The sequence below is a fragment of the Mediterraneibacter gnavus ATCC 29149 genome (assembly GCF_008121495.1).
Lineage (GTDB): Bacteria > Bacillota > Clostridia > Lachnospirales > Lachnospiraceae > Mediterraneibacter > Mediterraneibacter gnavus.
The window spans coordinates 2,768,058-2,786,451 of record NZ_CP043051.1; the positions used below are offsets into that span (position 1 = coordinate 2,768,058).

Annotated in this window: 15 protein-coding genes; 11 read left to right on the forward strand and 4 right to left on the reverse strand. The window is 46.3% G+C overall.

The features are described from left to right. Positions 1–9 precede the first annotated feature (9 nt). Genes dnaG through FXV78_RS13750 form a run of 6 tightly spaced genes read left to right on the forward strand, consistent with a single transcriptional unit; the run spans position 10 to position 7,031 of the window. Positions 10–1,785 carry a DNA primase gene (gene dnaG / locus FXV78_RS13725; protein WP_004840801.1) on the forward strand — a complete coding sequence of 592 codons (1,776 nt, stop codon included), beginning with the start codon at positions 10–12 and terminating at the stop codon, positions 1,783–1,785. Between the two features lie 56 nt (positions 1,786–1,841). After that, positions 1,842–2,957 carry an RNA polymerase sigma factor RpoD gene (gene rpoD, locus FXV78_RS13730; protein WP_004840799.1) on the forward strand — a complete coding sequence of 372 codons (1,116 nt, stop codon included), beginning with the start codon at positions 1,842–1,844 and terminating at the stop codon, positions 2,955–2,957. A 3-nt stretch (positions 2,958–2,960) separates the two neighbouring features. Beyond that, the gene (locus FXV78_RS13735) at positions 2,961–3,671 is read left to right on the forward strand and encodes a tRNA (adenine(22)-N(1))-methyltransferase (RefSeq protein ID WP_004840798.1); all 711 of its coding nucleotides are present in this window, start codon (positions 2,961–2,963) and stop codon (positions 3,669–3,671) included. Beyond that, positions 3,661–4,443 carry a Nif3-like dinuclear metal center hexameric protein gene (locus FXV78_RS13740; RefSeq protein WP_004840796.1) on the forward strand — a complete coding sequence of 261 codons (783 nt, stop codon included), beginning with the start codon at positions 3,661–3,663 and terminating at the stop codon, positions 4,441–4,443. The genes FXV78_RS13735 and FXV78_RS13740 overlap by 11 nt, the downstream gene beginning before the upstream one ends. A 24-nt stretch (positions 4,444–4,467) precedes the next feature. Beyond that, a complete protein-coding gene (locus tag FXV78_RS13745; RefSeq protein ID WP_004840795.1) occupies positions 4,468–6,138 on the forward strand; it encodes a nucleoside kinase in 1,671 nt (556 codons plus the stop codon). 20 nt (positions 6,139–6,158) lie between these two features. Then, a complete protein-coding gene (locus FXV78_RS13750) occupies positions 6,159–7,031 on the forward strand; it encodes a YitT family protein (protein WP_009243836.1) in 873 nt (290 codons plus the stop codon). Between the two features lie 115 nt (positions 7,032–7,146). Here the strand turns inward: FXV78_RS13750 and FXV78_RS13755 are convergent, their stop codons facing one another. From FXV78_RS13755 to aroC, 4 genes are read right to left on the reverse strand one after another with little or no spacing between them, the layout of a single operon-like run. Continuing rightward, the gene (locus tag FXV78_RS13755; protein ID WP_004840792.1) at positions 7,147–9,030 is read right to left on the reverse strand and encodes an extracellular solute-binding protein; all 1,884 of its coding nucleotides are present in this window, start codon (positions 9,028–9,030) and stop codon (positions 7,147–7,149) included. Further along, entirely contained in the window at positions 9,030–9,845 is an 816-nt protein-coding gene (locus FXV78_RS13760; protein ID WP_009243833.1) for an ABC transporter permease, read from the reverse strand. Before FXV78_RS13760 ends, FXV78_RS13755 begins: the two co-directional genes overlap by 1 nt. Next, positions 9,835–10,908, reverse strand: a complete 1,074-nt coding sequence (locus tag FXV78_RS13765; protein WP_004840789.1) for an ABC transporter ATP-binding protein — start codon at positions 10,906–10,908, stop codon at positions 9,835–9,837. Before FXV78_RS13765 ends, FXV78_RS13760 begins: the two co-directional genes overlap by 11 nt. Next, positions 10,901–12,013, reverse strand: coding sequence for a chorismate synthase (gene aroC / locus FXV78_RS13770; RefSeq protein WP_004840786.1), 1,113 nt, complete (start codon positions 12,011–12,013; stop codon positions 10,901–10,903). Before aroC ends, FXV78_RS13765 begins: the two co-directional genes overlap by 8 nt. Positions 12,014–12,240: 227 nt before the next feature. Between aroC and FXV78_RS13775 the strand changes: the two genes are divergently transcribed. The 5 genes from FXV78_RS13775 (at position 12,241) to ilvD (ending at position 18,390) form a co-directional block, all read left to right on the forward strand. Further along, on the forward strand, positions 12,241–13,785 hold the full coding sequence (locus tag FXV78_RS13775) for a L,D-transpeptidase family protein (RefSeq protein ID WP_004840784.1): 1,545 nt from the start codon (positions 12,241–12,243) through the stop codon (positions 13,783–13,785). Between the two features lie 85 nt (positions 13,786–13,870). Continuing rightward, positions 13,871–15,001: a tRNA guanosine(34) transglycosylase Tgt gene (gene tgt, locus FXV78_RS13780; RefSeq protein WP_022036847.1), complete on the forward strand. Its 1,131-nt coding sequence runs from the start codon at positions 13,871–13,873 to the stop codon at positions 14,999–15,001. A gap of 138 nt (positions 15,002–15,139) precedes the next feature. Then, positions 15,140–15,409, forward strand: a complete 270-nt coding sequence (gene yajC, locus FXV78_RS13785) for a preprotein translocase subunit YajC (protein ID WP_004840779.1) — start codon at positions 15,140–15,142, stop codon at positions 15,407–15,409. A 180-nt stretch (positions 15,410–15,589) separates the two neighbouring features. After that, complete coding sequence (gene leuB, locus FXV78_RS13790) at positions 15,590–16,675, forward strand: 3-isopropylmalate dehydrogenase (protein ID WP_009243829.1); 1,086 nt, start codon at positions 15,590–15,592, stop codon at positions 16,673–16,675. Positions 16,676–16,716: 41 nt separating this feature from the next. Then, positions 16,717–18,390 carry a dihydroxy-acid dehydratase gene (gene ilvD / locus FXV78_RS13795; RefSeq protein ID WP_004840777.1) on the forward strand — a complete coding sequence of 558 codons (1,674 nt, stop codon included), beginning with the start codon at positions 16,717–16,719 and terminating at the stop codon, positions 18,388–18,390. Positions 18,391–18,394 lie beyond the last annotated feature (4 nt).

Below are 18,394 nucleotides of genomic sequence, written 5' to 3' on the forward strand. Positions count from 1 at the left end.
GAGGCAGACATGTATTATTCGGAAGAAGTAATCGAAGAAGTAAGAACAAAAAATGATATTGTGGATGTGATCTCAGGATATGTGAGACTGCAGAAAAAAGGTAGTTCCTATTTCGGACTCTGTCCGTTTCACAATGAAAAGTCCCCCTCTTTTTCCGTAAGCAGAGAAAAGCAGATGTATTACTGCTTTGGCTGTGGAGCGGGAGGAAATGTATTTACATTTCTGATGGATTATGAGAATTTTTCATTTGTGGAAGCACTGAAGTTTCTGGCGGACAGGGCAGGTGTCGTACTCCCTGAGATGGAGTATTCAAAAGAAGCAAAAGCCAGGGCAGACAGAAAGACACAGCTTCTTGAGATCAACAAGCTGGCAGCGCAGTATTTTTATGTGCAGCTGAAGTCTGAACAGGGAAAGACGGCGCACGCATATCTGACCGGCAGGCAGTTGTCAGAGGAGACGATCAAGGCATTTGGTCTCGGATATTCCAGCAAGTACAGCGATGATCTCTTTCGTTACCTCAGAAAAAGGGGGTATACGGAAGATCTGATCCGTCAGGCGGGGCTGATCAATACCGATGAGAAAAATGGTGTTTATGACAAATTCTGGAATCGGGTGATGTTTCCGATCATGGATGTGAACAACCGGGTCATCGGATTTGGCGGGCGTGTGATGGGAGACGCAAAGCCAAAGTATCTGAATTCACCGGAGACAGAGATCTTTGACAAGAGCCGTAATCTGTACGGACTGAACCGGGCGCGCACATCAAGAAAGCCATATTTTCTGGTGTGTGAGGGCTATATGGATGTGATCGCGCTGCATCAGGCGGGATTTACCAATGCAGTGGCGTCACTGGGAACTGCATTGACGACCGGGCATGCGGCATTGATCAAGCGGTATGTTCAGGAAGTATATCTGACCTATGACAGCGATGAGGCAGGGACGAGAGCGGCGCTTCGGGCAGTTCCGATCTTGAAGGAAGCCGGGATCACTGCAAAGGTGATCCGGATGGATCCATATAAGGATCCGGATGAATTTATCAAGAATCTGGGCGCTGAGGAATTTGAACGCAGGATCGGAAATGCGAGAAACGGATTTATGTTCGGACTGGAGATGCTGGAGAAAGAGTATGATATGAATTCTCCGGAAGGAAAGACTGCATTTTTCCAGGAGGCTGCAAGGCGTCTGATCGGCTTTGAGGATGAACTGGAGCGGAACAACTATATTGAAGCGGTTGCGGGTACATATCGGGCCACAGTTGAGAGCCTGCAAAAACTGGTGGCAAAGATGGCGGTGAGAGAAGGAATGGCAAAGCCGGTGGAGCGTCCGAAGCAGGCCACAGGCAGCGAGAAGCCGAAAGAAGACGGGGCGAAGATTTCCCAGAAAATTCTGCTTACCTGGATGATCGAGGACAGAAGACTGTTTGGAATCATTCAGAAGTATATCAGTCCGGAAGATTTTCCGGAACCTCTGTACCATACAGTGGCAGAATTTTTATATCACCAGTATGAGGAAGGAGAATTAAATCCCGCCAAGATCCTGAATCATTTTACAAAGGAAGAAGAACACCGGGAAGCAGCTTCGTTGTTTCATACGAAGATCCAGAAGCTGACGACCAAAGAGGAACGGGAAAAAGCACTGCAGGAGACAATCGTAAAAGTCAAGACACACAGTATCGATTACAGGACCATGCATCTGGAACCGACAGATATCATCGGACTTCAGAAGCTGATGGAGGAAAAGCGAAAACTGGATGACTTGAAGAAACTGCATATTTCTATTGAATAAGGATAAAATAAAACAAGACAGTCTGCGTTTGCTGCAGACAGAGGAAGGATGGACACATGGAAGAAAACATTCAGAAGTTTACGGAGAGACTCAGAGAACTGGTAGCACAGGGAAAGAAAAAGAAAAGTATACTGGAGATCCAGGAGATCAATGACTTTTTTGCGGATATGGAACTGGAAGCAGAACAGATGGAAAAGGTATTTGAGTATCTGGAAGCCAACAATATTGATGTATTGCGTATCAGCAGTGACGATGATCTGGACGTAGACATGGACGTGATCATGGCAGAAGAAGCGGATGATGTAGATATGGAGAATATTGACCTGTCAGTTCCGGACGGTGTCAGCATTGAAGATCCGGTCAGAATGTATTTAAAAGAGATCGGAAAAGTTCCGCTCTTAAGTGCAGACAGAGAGATTGAGCTGGCGCAGAGAATGGAAGAAGGAGATGAAGATGCAAAGAAAGAGCTTGCAGAAGCGAACCTTCGTCTTGTAGTCAGCATTGCAAAACGTTATGTAGGACGCGGAATGCTGTTTCTGGATCTGATCCAGGAGGGAAATTTAGGACTGATCAAAGCAGTGGAAAAATTTGATTATCACAAAGGATACAAATTCAGTACGTATGCTACCTGGTGGATCCGTCAGGCGATCACAAGAGCAATCGCAGATCAGGCAAGAACGATTCGTATTCCGGTGCATATGGTGGAGACGATCAACAAACTGATCCGTGTGTCCAGACAACTTCTGCAGGAGCTCGGAAGAGAGCCGCTGCCGGAAGAGATCGCAAAAGAACTGGATATGCCGGTAGAACGTGTGCGTGAGATTTTGAAGATTTCCCAGGAGCCGGTATCTTTGGAGACACCAATTGGTGAGGAAGAAGACAGTCATCTGGGAGATTTTATCCAGGACGATAACGTACCGGTACCGGCAGAGGCAGCAGCGCAGACACTGCTCAAAGAGCAGCTTGATGAAGTGCTGGATACACTCACAGAAAGAGAACAGAAAGTGCTTCGCCTTCGTTTCGGAATGAATGACGGACGTGCCAGAACGCTGGAGGAAGTTGGAAAAGAATTTGATGTTACCCGTGAACGTATCCGCCAGATTGAGGCAAAAGCACTCCGGAAGCTGCGTCATCCAAGCCGCAGCCGCAAACTGAGAGACTATCTGGACTAAGATATGAGGAATGAATTATCAAAAAGACTGCAGGCAGTGGCTGACCTTGTGACAGTCAGGGAGTGTGTGGCAGATATCGGAACGGATCACGCCTATATTCCGATTTATCTGACAGAGCATAAAAAAGTAAAAAAAGCGTTTGCAATGGATGTGAACGAAGGTCCGCTGATCCGGGCAGAAGAGCATGTAAGAGAAGCCGGATTAAAAGAGCAGATCAAGATGCGCAGATCCAATGGCCTGGAAAAACTGTCTCCGGGAGAAGTGGAAGCCGTCATTATCGCAGGTATGGGCGGCGGACTTGTGATGAGGATTCTGACAGAGGGACAGGCTGTGGCAGAGACATTACAAGAGTGCATTTTGCAGCCCCAGTCGGAAATCGCAAAGGTGCGGGAATTTCTTCTGCAGAACGGCTATCAGATCGTGCAGGAAGAGATGGTACTGGATGAAGGAAAGTACTATCCGATGATGCGTGTGGTTCCTTCAAAGGAAAGCGAAAGAGAGAAGTGGGATGAAACCCAGCTTCGATACGGAAAATTACTTTTGGAGATGCGCCACCCCATACTGGAGCAGTATTTAAAGAGAGAAGAACAGTTAAAAGCAGAGATTCTGGAAAAACTGGATCATCAGAGAGGGGAACATATCACAAAGAGACAGGCAGAACTCAAAGAGGAGCTTGTCTGCATCAGGAAAGGACTGAAGTATTATGCAGTGTAAAGACATTATGGCAATGATTGAGGGTACATATCCCAAGAGTGCTGCTCTGGGATTTGACAATGTAGGGCTGCAGGCGGGAAGAAGTGAAAAAGAAGTCCGTCGGATTTATCTGGCGCTGGATACAACAGATGCGGTCATTGAGGAGGCGATTGCGCAGGAAGCGGACATGCTCATTACCCATCACCCGCTGATTTTTTCGCCGCTTAAGCATATTACGGATGAAGATTTTATCGGCCGCAGGCTGTTAAAGCTGATCCGCAGTGATATTTCCTATTATGCAATGCATACCAATTATGATGTGCTTGGCATGGCAGAGCTTTCCGGACAGATTCTGGGACTGACAGATACCGAAGTGCTGGATGTGACCATGAATACACAGACAAAAGAAGAGGGGATCGGAAGAGTGGGATCCCTTCCAAAAGAGATGACACTGGAAGAATGCTGTGTTTATGTGAAGCATAAATTAAAACTGGGATCGGTCAAGGTGTTTGGAGATATGAAGCAGCCGGTAAAAAGACTTGCGGTTTCTCCGGGATCCGGGAAAAGTGCCATTGCTCCGGCTGTCTCAAAAGGAGCGGATGTTCTTGTAACCGGAGATATCGGACACCATGAAGGTCTGGATGCGGCGGCACAGGGCGTTTCGGTGATTGATGCGGGACATTATGGGACAGAGTATATTTTTATGGAAGATATGAAACGGTTTCTGGAAGAGAGACTTCCTGCAGCTAAAATCATCACCGCACCGGTCGTGCATCCGTTTCAGGTATTGTAAGATTCCAGACGGGAGGGCAGGCTTATGGAGAAAGAATTTTGTACCGTTCAGACAGGGGACAAGGTAAAGTGTTACGAGAGAGGAATTGCCTACAAGAAGATCGCAGAAGAATTTCAGGAAGAATACCCGGCCAAAATCGTACTGGCATTGGTGGACGGGACACGTCTTCAGGAATTGAACAAACGATTAAAGCAGGATTGTAAAATCGAATTTGTGACAGTGAAAGACCCGATCGGTTATGAGACTTATCGTCGAAGTCTCTGTTTTATGCTTGTCAAAGCAGTTCATGATGTCGGAGGACATGACAAGATCCGCAATGTGAAGATCCATTTTTCCGTCAGCAATGGGTATTACTGTACAATTGACGGAGATGTCGTTCTGGATCAGAAGTTTCTGGATCAGATTGATGCAAGGATGCATGAACTTGCAGAAGCCCAAATTCCGATCGAGAAGCGTTCTGTGCATACATCGGATGCAGTAGAGCTTTTTGGCAGACACGGGATGTATGACAAGGAAAGGCTGTTTGGATACCGGAGGGTTTCCAAGGTAAATATCTACCGGATGAATGAGTTTGAGGATTATTACTATGGATATATGGTGCCGGATTCCGGGTATTTAAAGAATTTTGCGCTGCATCTGTATGATGAAGGATTTGTACTCCAGATGCCGTTCCGAAAGGAACCGGATGTAGTCCCGGCCTTTGAACCGCGTGAAAAGCTGTTTCAGGTATTAAAGAGCAGTGTGCAGTGGGGCGACCTTCAGAATATTGAGACAGTCGGAGCACTCAATGACATGGTCACAAAATATGATATGCGTGAGATCGTACTTGTGCAGGAGGCTTATCAGGAACGGCAGATCGCACAGATCGCCGCGCAGATTGCCGCGAAGCCGGAAACAAAGCTGGTGATGATCGCAGGACCGTCTTCATCCGGAAAAACAACGTTTTCGCACAGGCTCTCCATTCAGCTTCGGACGCAGGGAATGAGACCGCATCCGATTGCAGTGGACAATTATTTTGTGGATCGGGAAAAAACACCCCGGGATGAGGATGACAATTACAATTTTGAATGTCTGGAGGCCATTGACATCGAGCAGTTCAATAAGGATATGCAGGCACTTTTAGCCGGAGAGGCGGTGCATCTTCCAATCTTTGATTTTAAGAAAGGAAGCAGGAGCTATGACACGACTCCGACACAGCTGAAGGAACAGGATATTCTTGTGATCGAAGGAATTCACTGTTTGAATCCGGAGCTTTCCCGTCAGCTTTCATCAGACCGGAAGTTTAAGATTTACATCAGTGCTCTGACACAGTTGAATATTGATGAGCATAACCGGATCCCTTCTACAGACGGAAGACTGATCCGGCGGCTGGTGCGGGATGCCAGAACAAGAGGAACTTCAGCACAGAAAACGCTCGCAATGTGGTCGTCAGTCAGAAGAGGTGAGGAAGAGAATATTTTTCCGTATCAGGAAGAAGCGGATGTGATGTTTAATTCTTCCCTGTTGTATGAACTGGCTGTTTTAAAACAGTATGTGGAGCCTCTTTTGTTCGGAGTGGAAAAAGATTCACCGGAATATCTTGAGGCGAAAAGACTTTTGAAATTTTTTGACTATTTTATCGGAATCGGAAGTGACTATGTTCCGGCAAATTCGCTGCTCAGAGAATTTATCGGAGGCGGGTGCTTCCCGGTATAAGAGAAAAGAAGGGAAGAGACATGGGACAGAATCGTAAAAAGATCAATGGAAAAGAGCTTGTACTGGATATTTCTTATGATATTGTGGGAAGTGTATTATATGCCCTTGGGATTTATACGTTTGCAAAAACGGCAGATTTTGCACCGGGCGGATTATCCGGTCTGGCGCTGATCATGAATCATTTATGGAGATTTCCGATTGGTATTACAACCCTTGCCCTAAATATTCCGCTTATCATTTTGAGCTTTAAGCTGGTAGGGCGGAGGTTTATGTTCAAATCAGCAAGAACCATGATTGTTTGTACGATATTTCTGGATCTTATTTTTCCGTATACAAAGCCTTATACAGGGGAGCCGTTTATGGCGGCACTGTTTTCCGGTGTCTGCCTGGGAGCAGCGCTTGCGTTGTTCTATATGCGGGGATCCTCCTCCGGCGGTACCGATTTTCTGACTATGTCGATCAAAGCGATCAAGCCGCATTTGTCAATCGGATTTGTAACCATGGCGATCGATCTTTTGATTATTCTGCTTGGATGGCCGGTATTCGGAAATGTGGACGCAGTTCTCTATGGTCTGATCTCGGCATTTGTGACATCTGTCGTGATCGATAAGATCATGTATGGCATGGGAGCCGGTAAACTGATCCTGATTATTACGACAAAGGCGGATGAGGTTTCCAAAAAGATTGATCAGATCAGCGGAAGAGGTTCCACAGCAATCCGGGCGATCGGAACCTATACAAAAGAGGAAAAGGATGTGCTGCTCTGTGCCTGCTCCAGCTCTCAGGCGTACTCCGTCAGAAGTGCGGCGCATGAGGTGGATCCGGATGCATTTGTGATGCTGACAGAGACGAGCGAGGTGTTCGGTGAAGGATTTATGGATACAAGAAAATAAAAGATAAGACAAAATGAGCGTGTTTGCCACATGGTTTGGAACACGCTCATTTTTATTTATCGGACGTAAGTCCGCCCGCCGCAGGCATGCATTACGGGATGCCCGGAGGGGGATACTATTTGGATTTTACTTCCCGCCACAATTGGTTGTAGATTGCATCGTATTTGTCCCCGAGGAAACGGAATGTTTCGCAGTTGACAAGATCTTCCGGTTCCGGAAACGCAATCTTGCTGTTGCGGATGGCCGGATCTTCGATGAGTTCTCGTGCTCCGGTATTCGGAGTGGAGTAGGTAATGTAGTCGAAGTTCATTTTGGCAATATCAGGCCGGCAGAGGAAGTTGATAAATTTTTCTGCATTTTCTTTGTGCTGTGCATTTTTCGGAATTACCCAGGAATCAATCCAGAGATTCGATCCTTCTTTTGGAATTACGTACTCCAGATTTGGATTCTCTGCCTGTGTATAGATGGCTTCTCCCGAATAAATGACACCGATGGCGGCTTCGTTTCCGATCATTTTGTCACGCACCTGATCAATAACATATGCCTGCACAAGAGGTTTCTGATCAATGAGAAGCTGCTTTGCTTCCTCCAGTTCATTTAAATCCGTGGAGTTGAGTGAGGCGCCGATGTATTTTAATGCCACTGCAAATGCATCACGAACACTGTCCTGCATCAGAATGTTGTCTTTATATTTTTCATCCCAGAGTACGGACCAGCTGTCGATCGGTTCATCTACCATTGTCTTGTTGTATAAGATACCGACAGTTCCCCAGCAGTAAGGGACAGAGTAAAGGTTGTCCGGGTCAAACTGGCGGGACTGTTCCAGATAAGTGTCGCCGATGTATTTGATATTCGGAATATGGTCAAAATTGATCTTGGCAAGCAGATCATTTTCAATCATACGCTGGATCATATAGTCGGAAGGACAGACCACGTCATAAGCGATGGCGCCGGACTGCACTTTGGGATACATGATTTCATTTGTCTCGTATTCTTCATAAACGACCTGGATACCGGTTTCCTTTTCAAACATCGGGATCACGTTCGGATCTAAATATTCGCCCCAGTTGTATACGATCAGCTGATTGTCTCCGCCGGTCACTCCGTTTTTGGATCCGTAATAAAATCCGCCGGCGGCAATGACAAGGATCATGGCAGCCGGTACTACGCGCTTGAAGATGATATGGCTGATGCTCTGATGCCTTCTGCGCTTAGAAGCGGCTGATGGGGAAGACTTCTTCTGCTCCGGTGTAAAGTTGATCAAAAACAGCAGAACAAGTACTGTCATAAACATGATTGTGGAAAGTGCATACATTTCCGGTTTGATTCCTTTACGCACTTCACTGTAGATCTTGGTGGAAAGGGTATCCACCCCCGGTCCTTTCGTAAAATGTGTGATTACAAAATCATCCAGTGACATTGTAAATGCCAGAAGAAAACCGGAAATGATCCCCGGCATGATATCCGGCAGTACGACTTTGAAAAATGCGTAGATCGGAGAAGCTCCCAGATCCAGTGCGGCTTCATAAGTACTTTTTTTTGTCTGCTTTAATTTTGGCATGACACTCAATATTACATAAGGAATATTGAATGTGATGTGTGCCAGCAGTACCGTGGAAAATCCAAGGGTAAAACGAAATGCAACAAAGAGCAGCATCAGGGAAATTCCGGTTACGATATCTGCGTTGAGCATCGGGATGTTAGTTACGCCCATCATAAAGGTGCGCATCTTCGGTTTCATTGCCTGGATCCCGAGAGAGGCTGCGGTTCCGATCAAGGTTGCAATCAGTGCAGAAAGCAATGCGATGATCAGAGTCGTGTAAAGTGCATTCATAATATCCGGATTCTGGAACAGTGAAATGTACCATTTTCCGGTAAACCCACCCCATTTTGCCCGGGTTTTGGAATTATTGAAGGACAGAACGACCAGTGTTATGATCGGTGCATATAATAAAATGAGGATCAGGATCAAGTAAATCCGTTTGGCTGTATTCTTCATCAAAATGCGGTTCCCTCCCCTTCTTTATCGTATTTTGCAATCATTGCCATGCTGGCAATAATAAAGATCATCAGCACAAGAGAAAGACCGGAGCCGGTATTCCAGTTGCTGCCCTGTTTAAATTCCTGCTCGATCACATTTCCGATAAGCAGGATTTTACTGCCGCCAAGCAGGTCGGAAATGACAAATGTGGTCAGTGATGGTACAAAGACCATGGTGATTCCGCTGATAATGCCCGGTACGCTCAAAGGCAGGATGATCCTTAAAAAGGTCTGCAGGTTGTTTGCTCCCAGATCCCGGGCTGCAGATATGACGTCCCGGTCGATCTTGGAAAGTACATTGTAGATCGGCAGCACCATAAACGGCAGGAAATTGTATACCATGCCGAGAATGATCGCAAACGGTGTGTTGATCAGCGCAAGCTCCGGAAGATGGAAAAAGCGCAGAACCATATTGATGACACCGTTTTTTTCCAGCAGATTCTGCCATGCGAGTGTCCGCAGCAGAAAATTCATCCACATGGGAAGAATGAAGATCAGTACAATGAAACTGGTCTGATTGACATTTTTTTCGGACAGGATCATGGCAAGCGGGTAAGCAAGGATCAGGCAGATGAGCGTACTCACGAAAGAGAGCAGCAGTGCCAGTCCCAGTGCTTTTAAATTTTCCTGGGTGGTGATCTGTGCCAGATTCATCAGTGTGAAATTTCCGTTTTTGTCAGTCAGTCCGTAATACAGAATCATCAAAAGCGGAATGATGATAAAGGAGGCTGCCCAGAACAGGTATGGACCGCTCAATAATTTTCTACTCTTCAATTCCTGCCGCCTCCGCATCTTCAGATTCTGGTTTTTTCATAATCTGGATATCAAATGGATCCACACGGATACCGACCTCTGTGCCAACCGGGAACATATCGGTACTGTGTACGAGAAGCTCGTAATTGTTGGCAAGTACCTCCATTTCATAATGAACACCTTTGAAGATCAGATGGGTGACCACACCTTCGATAATTCCTTCTTCAGGCTTGACCAGATCGATGTCTTCCGGGCGGATCACCGCATCTACCGGTTTGTTGCGTCCGAATCCAACGTCCACACACTGCCAGGTGGCTCCCAGCATTTTGACAACCTTATCTTCCACCATGGTGGCAGGAAGAATGTTGCTGTCTCCGATAAAGTCTGCTACAAAGGCGTTCTGTGGTTCGTTATAAATATCCTCCGGTGTTCCGATCTGCTGGATATATCCCTGATTCATGACAACGATCGTATCGGACATGGTCAGAGCTTCCTCCTGATCATGGGTAACGTAGACAAAAGTAATACCCAGTTCGTTTTTCAGACGGATCAGCTCATACTGCATGTCCTGTCTGAGTTTTAAGTCCAGTGCTCCAAGCGGTTCGTCGAGAAGCAGCACTTTCGGTTCGTTTACAATTGCGCGGGCAATTGCGATCCTCTGCTGCTGACCGCCGCTTAAAGAATCCGGATACCGGTCTTTAAAATCCTCCAGATTCACAAGTTTCAGTGCATATTTGATCTTGTCATCAATATAATGTTTGGACTTTTTCTTGATCTTAAGACCAAATGCAATATTTTCTGCAATGGTCATATGGGTAAAGAGCGCATATTTCTGGAACACAGTATTGAGCTGCCGTCTGTTGGGCGGCAGCTTGTTGATGTTCTTCCCGTCAAAAATGATATCTCCGGAATCCGGAGTCTCGAAACCACCCAGAATCCGAAGCAGTGTGGTCTTGCCGCAGCCGCTTGGACCGAGCAGTGTCAGAAATTCATTTTCACGGATATAAAGATTTAAGTGATCCAAAATGACGCTCTCATCAAAAGATTTTGTGACATTCACAATATCGATCAGCTTATTAGACATCTTTCTCCTCCTGGTAAAAGTTTTTGATGGAATCCAGACGGCTGCACATATTGCACAGAAGAAGATCTGCGAGTGTAAGTGCAGTCATGGATTCAACTACCACCACGGCGCGGGGAACGATGATCGGATCATGTCTTCCCTTGATAGAAATCTCAATCTCTTCCTTATCTATATTTACCGTGGACTGAGGGCGGGCAATGGAAGGCGTCGGCTTGATGGCAGCGCGTACGATCAGCTCGGAGCCGTCGCTGATACCGCCCAGAACCCCGCCGGAATGGTTGGTTCTTTTTATCATCTGTCCGTCCTGAACGGCAAATGCATCATTGTTCGTGCTCCCGTTTGAGGCAGCAGCAAGAAATCCATCTCCAATCTCCACTGCTTTTACCGCACCAATGGACATGATTCCCTTCGAAAGCTGAGCATCCAGTTTATCAAATACCGGTTCGCCAAGCCCGACGGGAAGTCCCGTTACACGACATTCAATGATTCCGCCGCAGGAATCTTTCTGTTCCATCATCTCATTGAGATAGTCGGCTGCTTTTTTGGCCAACGCATTGTTCGGCATGTAAAGCGGATTTTCTGTGACCTCATCCAAACGATATTCGGATTCCGGTACAGTTACGGGACCTATGGATTTTGAAAATGCAGTCAGTTCAATCCCCAGTGTCTTTAAGAGGGCAGAAGCGACTGCTCCGGCAGCTACTCTGCCGATCGTCTCCCGGCCGGAGGTGCGGCCACCGCCGCGGTAATCCCGAAAACCGTATTTGTTCTGGAATGTATAGTCAGCATGTCCCGGTCTGTAACAGGAAGCAATCTCCCCATAATCCCGGGAGCGCTGATCCTGATTGCGCACCAAAAGAGAAATTGGGGTTCCGGTTGTCTTTCCTTCAAAGATACCGGAGAGAATCTCTACCTGATCGGTCTCACTGCGCTTGGTCGTATAGCGGCTCTGTCCCGGACGTCTGCGGTCCAGAAAAGCCTGTATATCAGATTCGCTTAGGGAAAGTCCTGCGGGACAGCCGTCGATCACAACACCGATTGCTGCGCCGTGAGACTCTCCCCATGTAGTAATGCGAAATAAAGTTCCAAATGATGAACCACTCATATGTCAAAATCTCCTTTCTTTTGCATATAAAACTATTATATAAGAAGACATATTATCGTGCAATCCTTAATTTTATGCAACTGCCCGGTCAGATTATGAATGGCAGAACCGATCAGATAGAAGCGTAATAAATTTATTTGAAATTCCTATGTTTTTTCTGTACAATTCAGGAAAAGCGTAATATAATGAGGACTAGATACTGGCTGAAAGGAGAACGGCAATAGCAGATGAAAGAAAAAATCAGAAAAAAAACGAAAAGACCGCAGACAGAAGACATGATTTTTACAGAAGAAGACTTTGAAGATGTTTCTGAAGAGACGAAAGCAAATTCCCCAAAACACAGGAAAAGGTCTCGCAGGACTTCAGGTGGATTTCCGGCCAGAAAAGCGGGGATCATCGCAGGCGGAGTCATCGGAGTGCTGGTGCTTTTATATCTTGGAATTTCTGTATTTTTTATGAGTCATTTCTATATAAATACAACGATCAACGGAAAAGATTTTTCGGGAAGATCGGCATCATCTGTGGAGGCATATATCAAAGAGCAGGTAAAAGACTACAAACTGACCATTAAGGAGCAGGACAGTAAGTCAGATGTGATCAAAGGAAGTGATATTTCTCTTCAATATAAAGAGAGCGATGAGATTGAGAAAGCGTTGAAAAAGCAGAATGGTTTTGCATGGCCGCTGGCGCTGTTTTCAAAGAAATCAGAAAAGATTTCCATTGCTGTTTCATTCGATGAAACTGCTTTAAATGAAAAGATTCAGAACCTGCAGGCAGTGACAGCAGAGCAGATTCCGGCAGAAAACGCAAAACCGGAGCTTCAGGGCGATACTTATGTGATCAAAGAGGAAGTATATGGAACGGCAGTAGATATGGATGTACTGAAGGAAAAAGTGAACCAGTATATTTCCGAATTTCGATCAGAACTGGATATGGAGAAGGAAGGATGCTATGCACGTCCGAAATACACAAAAGATTCCAAGGAAGTGCAGGCTGCCTGTGATACGATGAACAAATATCTGAAGGCAAGCATTACCTATACCATGTCAGAATCTGTTGTTGTGGATAAGACTCTGATTTCCACATGGATCGGCGTAGATGACAATATGAATGTGGTTTTTGATAATGATGCCATGAAAGCATGGTTTACAGAGTTTGGTGACAAATACGATACGGTAGGGACTACGAGAAATCTGACAACACCGACCGGCAAGGCAACGACTGTAACAGGCGGTACATATGGATGGTCGATTGATGAAGATACAGAGCTTGTCAATCTGCAGAACAGCATCAAAAACGGTGAAGTAGTCACAAGAGAGCCGGCATACTATACCGGAGGTGCAGCAAAATCTCATGGAGAACAGGACTGGGGCACTACATTTATCGAGGTTGATCTAAGTACCCAGCACATGTGGTATATCAAAGACGGAAGCGTGGCAATGGAAACAGATGTGGTGACAGGTGTTCCGGTTCCGGAGAGGATCACACCGGAAGGGGTGTATGACATTCTGGAGATGACCAGAGATGAGGTGCTGATCGGAGAGACCGATCCAAGCACAGGAAAGCCGATTTATGAGACACCGGTCAACTATTGGATGCGCGTGACCTGGACAGGAATTGGTTTTCATGATGCAACCTGGCAGGCTGCATTTGGCGGAACGCGCTATAAGGACGGAGCAGGGTCTCACGGCTGTATCAATATGCCGCTGGATCAGGCAGCAGCTCTGTTTGGAATGATCAGTGTGGGAACACCGGTTGTGATTCATTACTAATCATAACAGATATAGAAAAAAGACAAAAAGGGGCAGCGTGAGAGAGCGCGGTCCCCTTTTTCACGAAGATAAAGGAGAAGAAATTATGTATGAGTTGATCAAAAAAGACGGACGGGCAAAACGGGGGCGTTTTCATACCGTTCACGGAACGATTGAAACGCCGGTATTTATGAATGTAGGTACTGCTGCAGCAATCAAAGGAGCGGTATCGACAGATGATCTCCGGGGAATCAAGACCCAGGTGGAGCTTTCAAACACGTATCACCTGCATGTCCGTCCGGGAGATGAAGTGGTGAAAAAAATGGGAGGACTTCACAAATTTATGAACTGGGACAAGCCGATTCTGACAGATTCGGGCGGATTTCAGGTGTTTTCTCTGGCAGGCCTTCGCAAGATCAAAGAAGAAGGTGTGCATTTTAATTCACATATTGACGGGCGAAAGATTTTTATGGGACCGGAAGAGAGTATGCAGATCCAGTCCAATCTGGCATCCACCATTGCCATGGCATTTGATGAATGTCCATCCAGTGTGGCAGACAGAGTGTATATGCGGGATTCTGTGGCAAGAACGACACGCTGGCTGAAACGGTGTAAAGCAGAAATGGACCGGCTCAATACTCTGCAGGATACGATCAACCCACACCAGATGCTGTTTGGAATCAATCAGGGCGGAATTTACGAAGACATCCGGATCGAACATGCAAAACAGATCGTGGATCTGGATCTGGACGGTTATGCAGTCGGAGGGCTTGCAGTCGGAGAGAGTCATGAGGAGATGTACCGGATCCTGGACGCGGTTGTTCCATATCTGCCGGAGCAGAAACCGACCTATCTGATGGGAGTTGGAACACCGATCAATATTTTAGAGGCAGTAGACAGGGGAGTCGATTTCTTTGACTGTGTTTACCCGAGCAGAAACGGACGCCATGGACATGTATATACCAACCATGGAAAGCTGAACCTGTTCAATGCAAAATATGAACTGGATGACAGACCGATTGAGGAAGGATGTCAGTGTCCGGCATGCAGAAGCTACAGCAGGGGATACATCCGTCATCTTCTGAAAGCAAAAGAGATGCTGGGGATGCGCTTATGTGTACTGCACAACCTGTATTTCTACAACACGATGATGGAAGAAATCCGTGCAGCAATCGAAGCGGGAGAGTATCAGGTATACAAAAAGAAAAAAATCGAAGGAATGACGTCCGGAAAATAGACACTTTTCCAAATGTTTATAGAAAATTTACTTGAAGTATCATGATTTTTTGTGTACAATGGTAATATTGTCGGACGCAGGAAAGCGTGTGAGACAAAATGAAGAGTATATCACGGTAAGTGGAGGTGTGCTGGTAAGATGTTAGGTGTTATTGTAATTTATGTAGTATTATTCGGAGGTCTCTGGTGGTTCATGATGCGTCCTCAGAAAAAGGAGCAGAAGAGAATCCAGGCGATGCTGGCTTCTATGGAAGTTGGAGATACTGCATTGACAACAAGCGGATTTTACGGTGTGATCATTGATATCACAGATGACGATGTGATCGTAGAGTTTGGAAACAATAAGAACTGCCGTATTCCGATGCAGAAAGCTGCAATCGCGCAGATTGAAAAACCAAACGCAGAATAAGAAAAAAGAGAAGCTGTTTTATGGCCGGAGGCTGTAGAACAGCTTTTTTTAAACAGAAGTTTATGGAATTCACAGAGTTCGCTCTGTTTTTTGGCACTTTTGTGTGGTAAAGGGTTGAAATGAGAAAAGAAATGAGGTATTATTTAGAATAACACTTTGAAAATTGGAAGGATGAGTATTATGAAGTTGAATATCGGAGTGATCAAAGGAGACGGAATCGGACCGGAAATTGTGACAGAAGCGATGAAAGTACTGGATCGAATCGCAGAAGTTTATGGACATGAATGTGTGTATACACAGCTTTTGATGGGCGGAGCATCCATTGACGTACATGGTGTTCCACTGACAGATGAGACGATCAGCAAAGCGAAGCTGTGTGATGCAGTTTTGATGGGCTCGATCGGCGGAGATACGAGGACTTCTCCATGGTATCAACTGGAGCCTTCAAAACGTCCCGAAGCCGGACTGTTAAAAATCAGAAAAGAACTGAATTTATTTGCAAATTTAAGACCGGCAGTATTGTATGAAGAACTTAAAGAAGCGTGTCCGCTGAAAGAGGAGATCATCAAAGACGGATTTGATCTGATGATCATGCGGGAGCTCACGGGCGGCCTGTATTTTGGGGAGCGCAGCACCAGAGAAATAGACGGGGTGATGACTGCCTGCGATACACTTACATATAATGAAGAAGAAATTCGAAGAATTGCGAAGCGGGGATTTGACATCGCTGCGAAGCGTAGAAAAAAAGTGATCAGTGTGGATAAGGCAAATGTGCTGGATTCCTCCAGACTTTGGAGAAGCGTTGTGGAAGAGGTGGCTAAGGAATATCCGGAAGTGACTCTGGAGCATATGCTGGTGGATAATTGTGCCATGCAGCTCGTGAAGGATCCGGCACAGTTTGATGTGATCCTGACTGAGAATATGTTTGGGGATATCCTTTCAGATGAGGCGAGTATGGTGACTGGATCGATTGGAATGCTTTCTTCTGCAAGTCTCAATGAGACAAAATTCGGACTTTACGAGCCAAGCGGCGGCTCTGCTCCGGATATTGCGGGAAAAGGCATTGCCAATCCGATCGCGACGATTCTGTCAGCAGCTATGATGCTTCGGTTTACATTTGATCTTGACAGGGAAGCAGATGCCATTGAGGAAGCGGTACAGCGTGTATTAAGAGACGGTTACCGCACGATCGATATTATGTCAGAGGGAAGCATACAGATCAATACCCGCGAGATGGGTGACAGGATCTGTGCATATATCCAATAGAAAAAACAGAAATTCAAAAAAAGGAAAGAGGATGATAGAAGATGAGAAGTGATACTGTAACAAAGGGGATGCAGCAGGCGCCGCACCGTTCCCTGTTCAATGCGCTGGGAATGACACAAGAAGAACTGGACCGGCCGTTGATCGGAATTGTGAGTTCTTATAATGAGATCGTGCCGGGGCATATGAACCTGGATAAGATTACACAGGCTGTTAAAATGGGAGTTGCTATGGCAGGAGGAACACCGATCATGGTTCCTGCGATTGCAGTCTGTGACGGAATTGCCATGGGACATATTGGGATGAAATATTCGCTTGTGACAAGAGATCTGATCGCGGATTCTACAGAAGCACTGGCTATGGCACATCAGTTTGACGGACTTGTTATGATACCGAACTGTGATAAGAACGTTCCGGGACTTCTGATGGCAGCAGCCCGTGTGAATATTCCGACGATTTTTGTCAGCGGGGGACCGATGCTGGCGGGTCATGTGAAGGGAAGCAAGACCAGTCTTTCCAGCATGTTTGAGGCAGTCGGTTCTTATGCGGCAGGAAAATTTTCAGAAGAAGATGTGTGCGAGTTTGAAGAAAAGGCATGTCCGACCTGTGGTTCCTGTTCCGGTATGTATACGGCAAACAGTATGAACTGCCTGACAGAGGCTCTTGGTATGGGACTGAAAGGAAACGGAACCATTCCGGCAGTGTATTCTGCAAGACTGCAGCTTGCAAAACATGCGGGAATGCAGGTGATGGAGCTGGTAAGAAAGAATATCCGCCCAAGAGACATTATGACAAAAGAAGCGATTTTAAATGCATTGACAGTGGACATGGCACTGGGATGTTCCACAAACAGTATGCTGCACATTCCTGCGATTGCACATGAGATCGGAATGGATTTTGAGATTGATTTTGCCAATCCGATCAGCGAGAAAACTCCGAATCTGTGCCATCTTGCTCCGGCAGGACATACATACATGGAAGATCTCAACGAGGCCGGCGGAGTTTATGCGGTGATGAATGAGCTGAACAAAAAAGGACTTCTTCATACAGAATGTATGACTGTGACCGGAAAGACACTGGGAGAGAACATCGAAGGATGTGTCAATAAAAATCCGGAGGTAATCCGCCCGATTGACAATCCGTACAGTGAGACAGGCGGTCTGGCAGTACTCAAAGGAAATCTGGCGCCGGACGGAAGTGTGGTAAAACGTTCTGCAGTCTGTGCAGAGATGCTGGTGCATGAAGGACCTGCAAGGATTTTTGAGAGTGACGAAGAAGCTACAGAAGCAATCAAATCCGGAAAGATCAACCCGGGAGATGTGATCGTGATCCGGTACGAGGGACCAAAAGGAGGTCCGGGAATGCGTGAGATGCTGAATCCGACTTCTGCGATCGCAGGATATGGGCTTGGATCTTCGGTTGCGCTGATCACGGACGGTCGCTTCAGCGGAGCATCCAGAGGTGCATCTATCGGACATGTGTCACCGGAAGCGGCAGTTGGAGGACCGATCGCGCTTGTCGAAGAAGGGGATATCATCAAGATCAATATTCCGGAATTAAAACTGGAGCTGGATGTATCAGAGGAAGAACTGGAAAGACGTCGTGCTGCATGGCAGCCAAGGGAGCCAAAGGTCAAGACAGGATATCTGGCAAGGTATGCGTCTATGGTTACCTCCGGAAACAGAGGCGCAATTCTGGAGATCCCGAAAAATAATTAGGAGG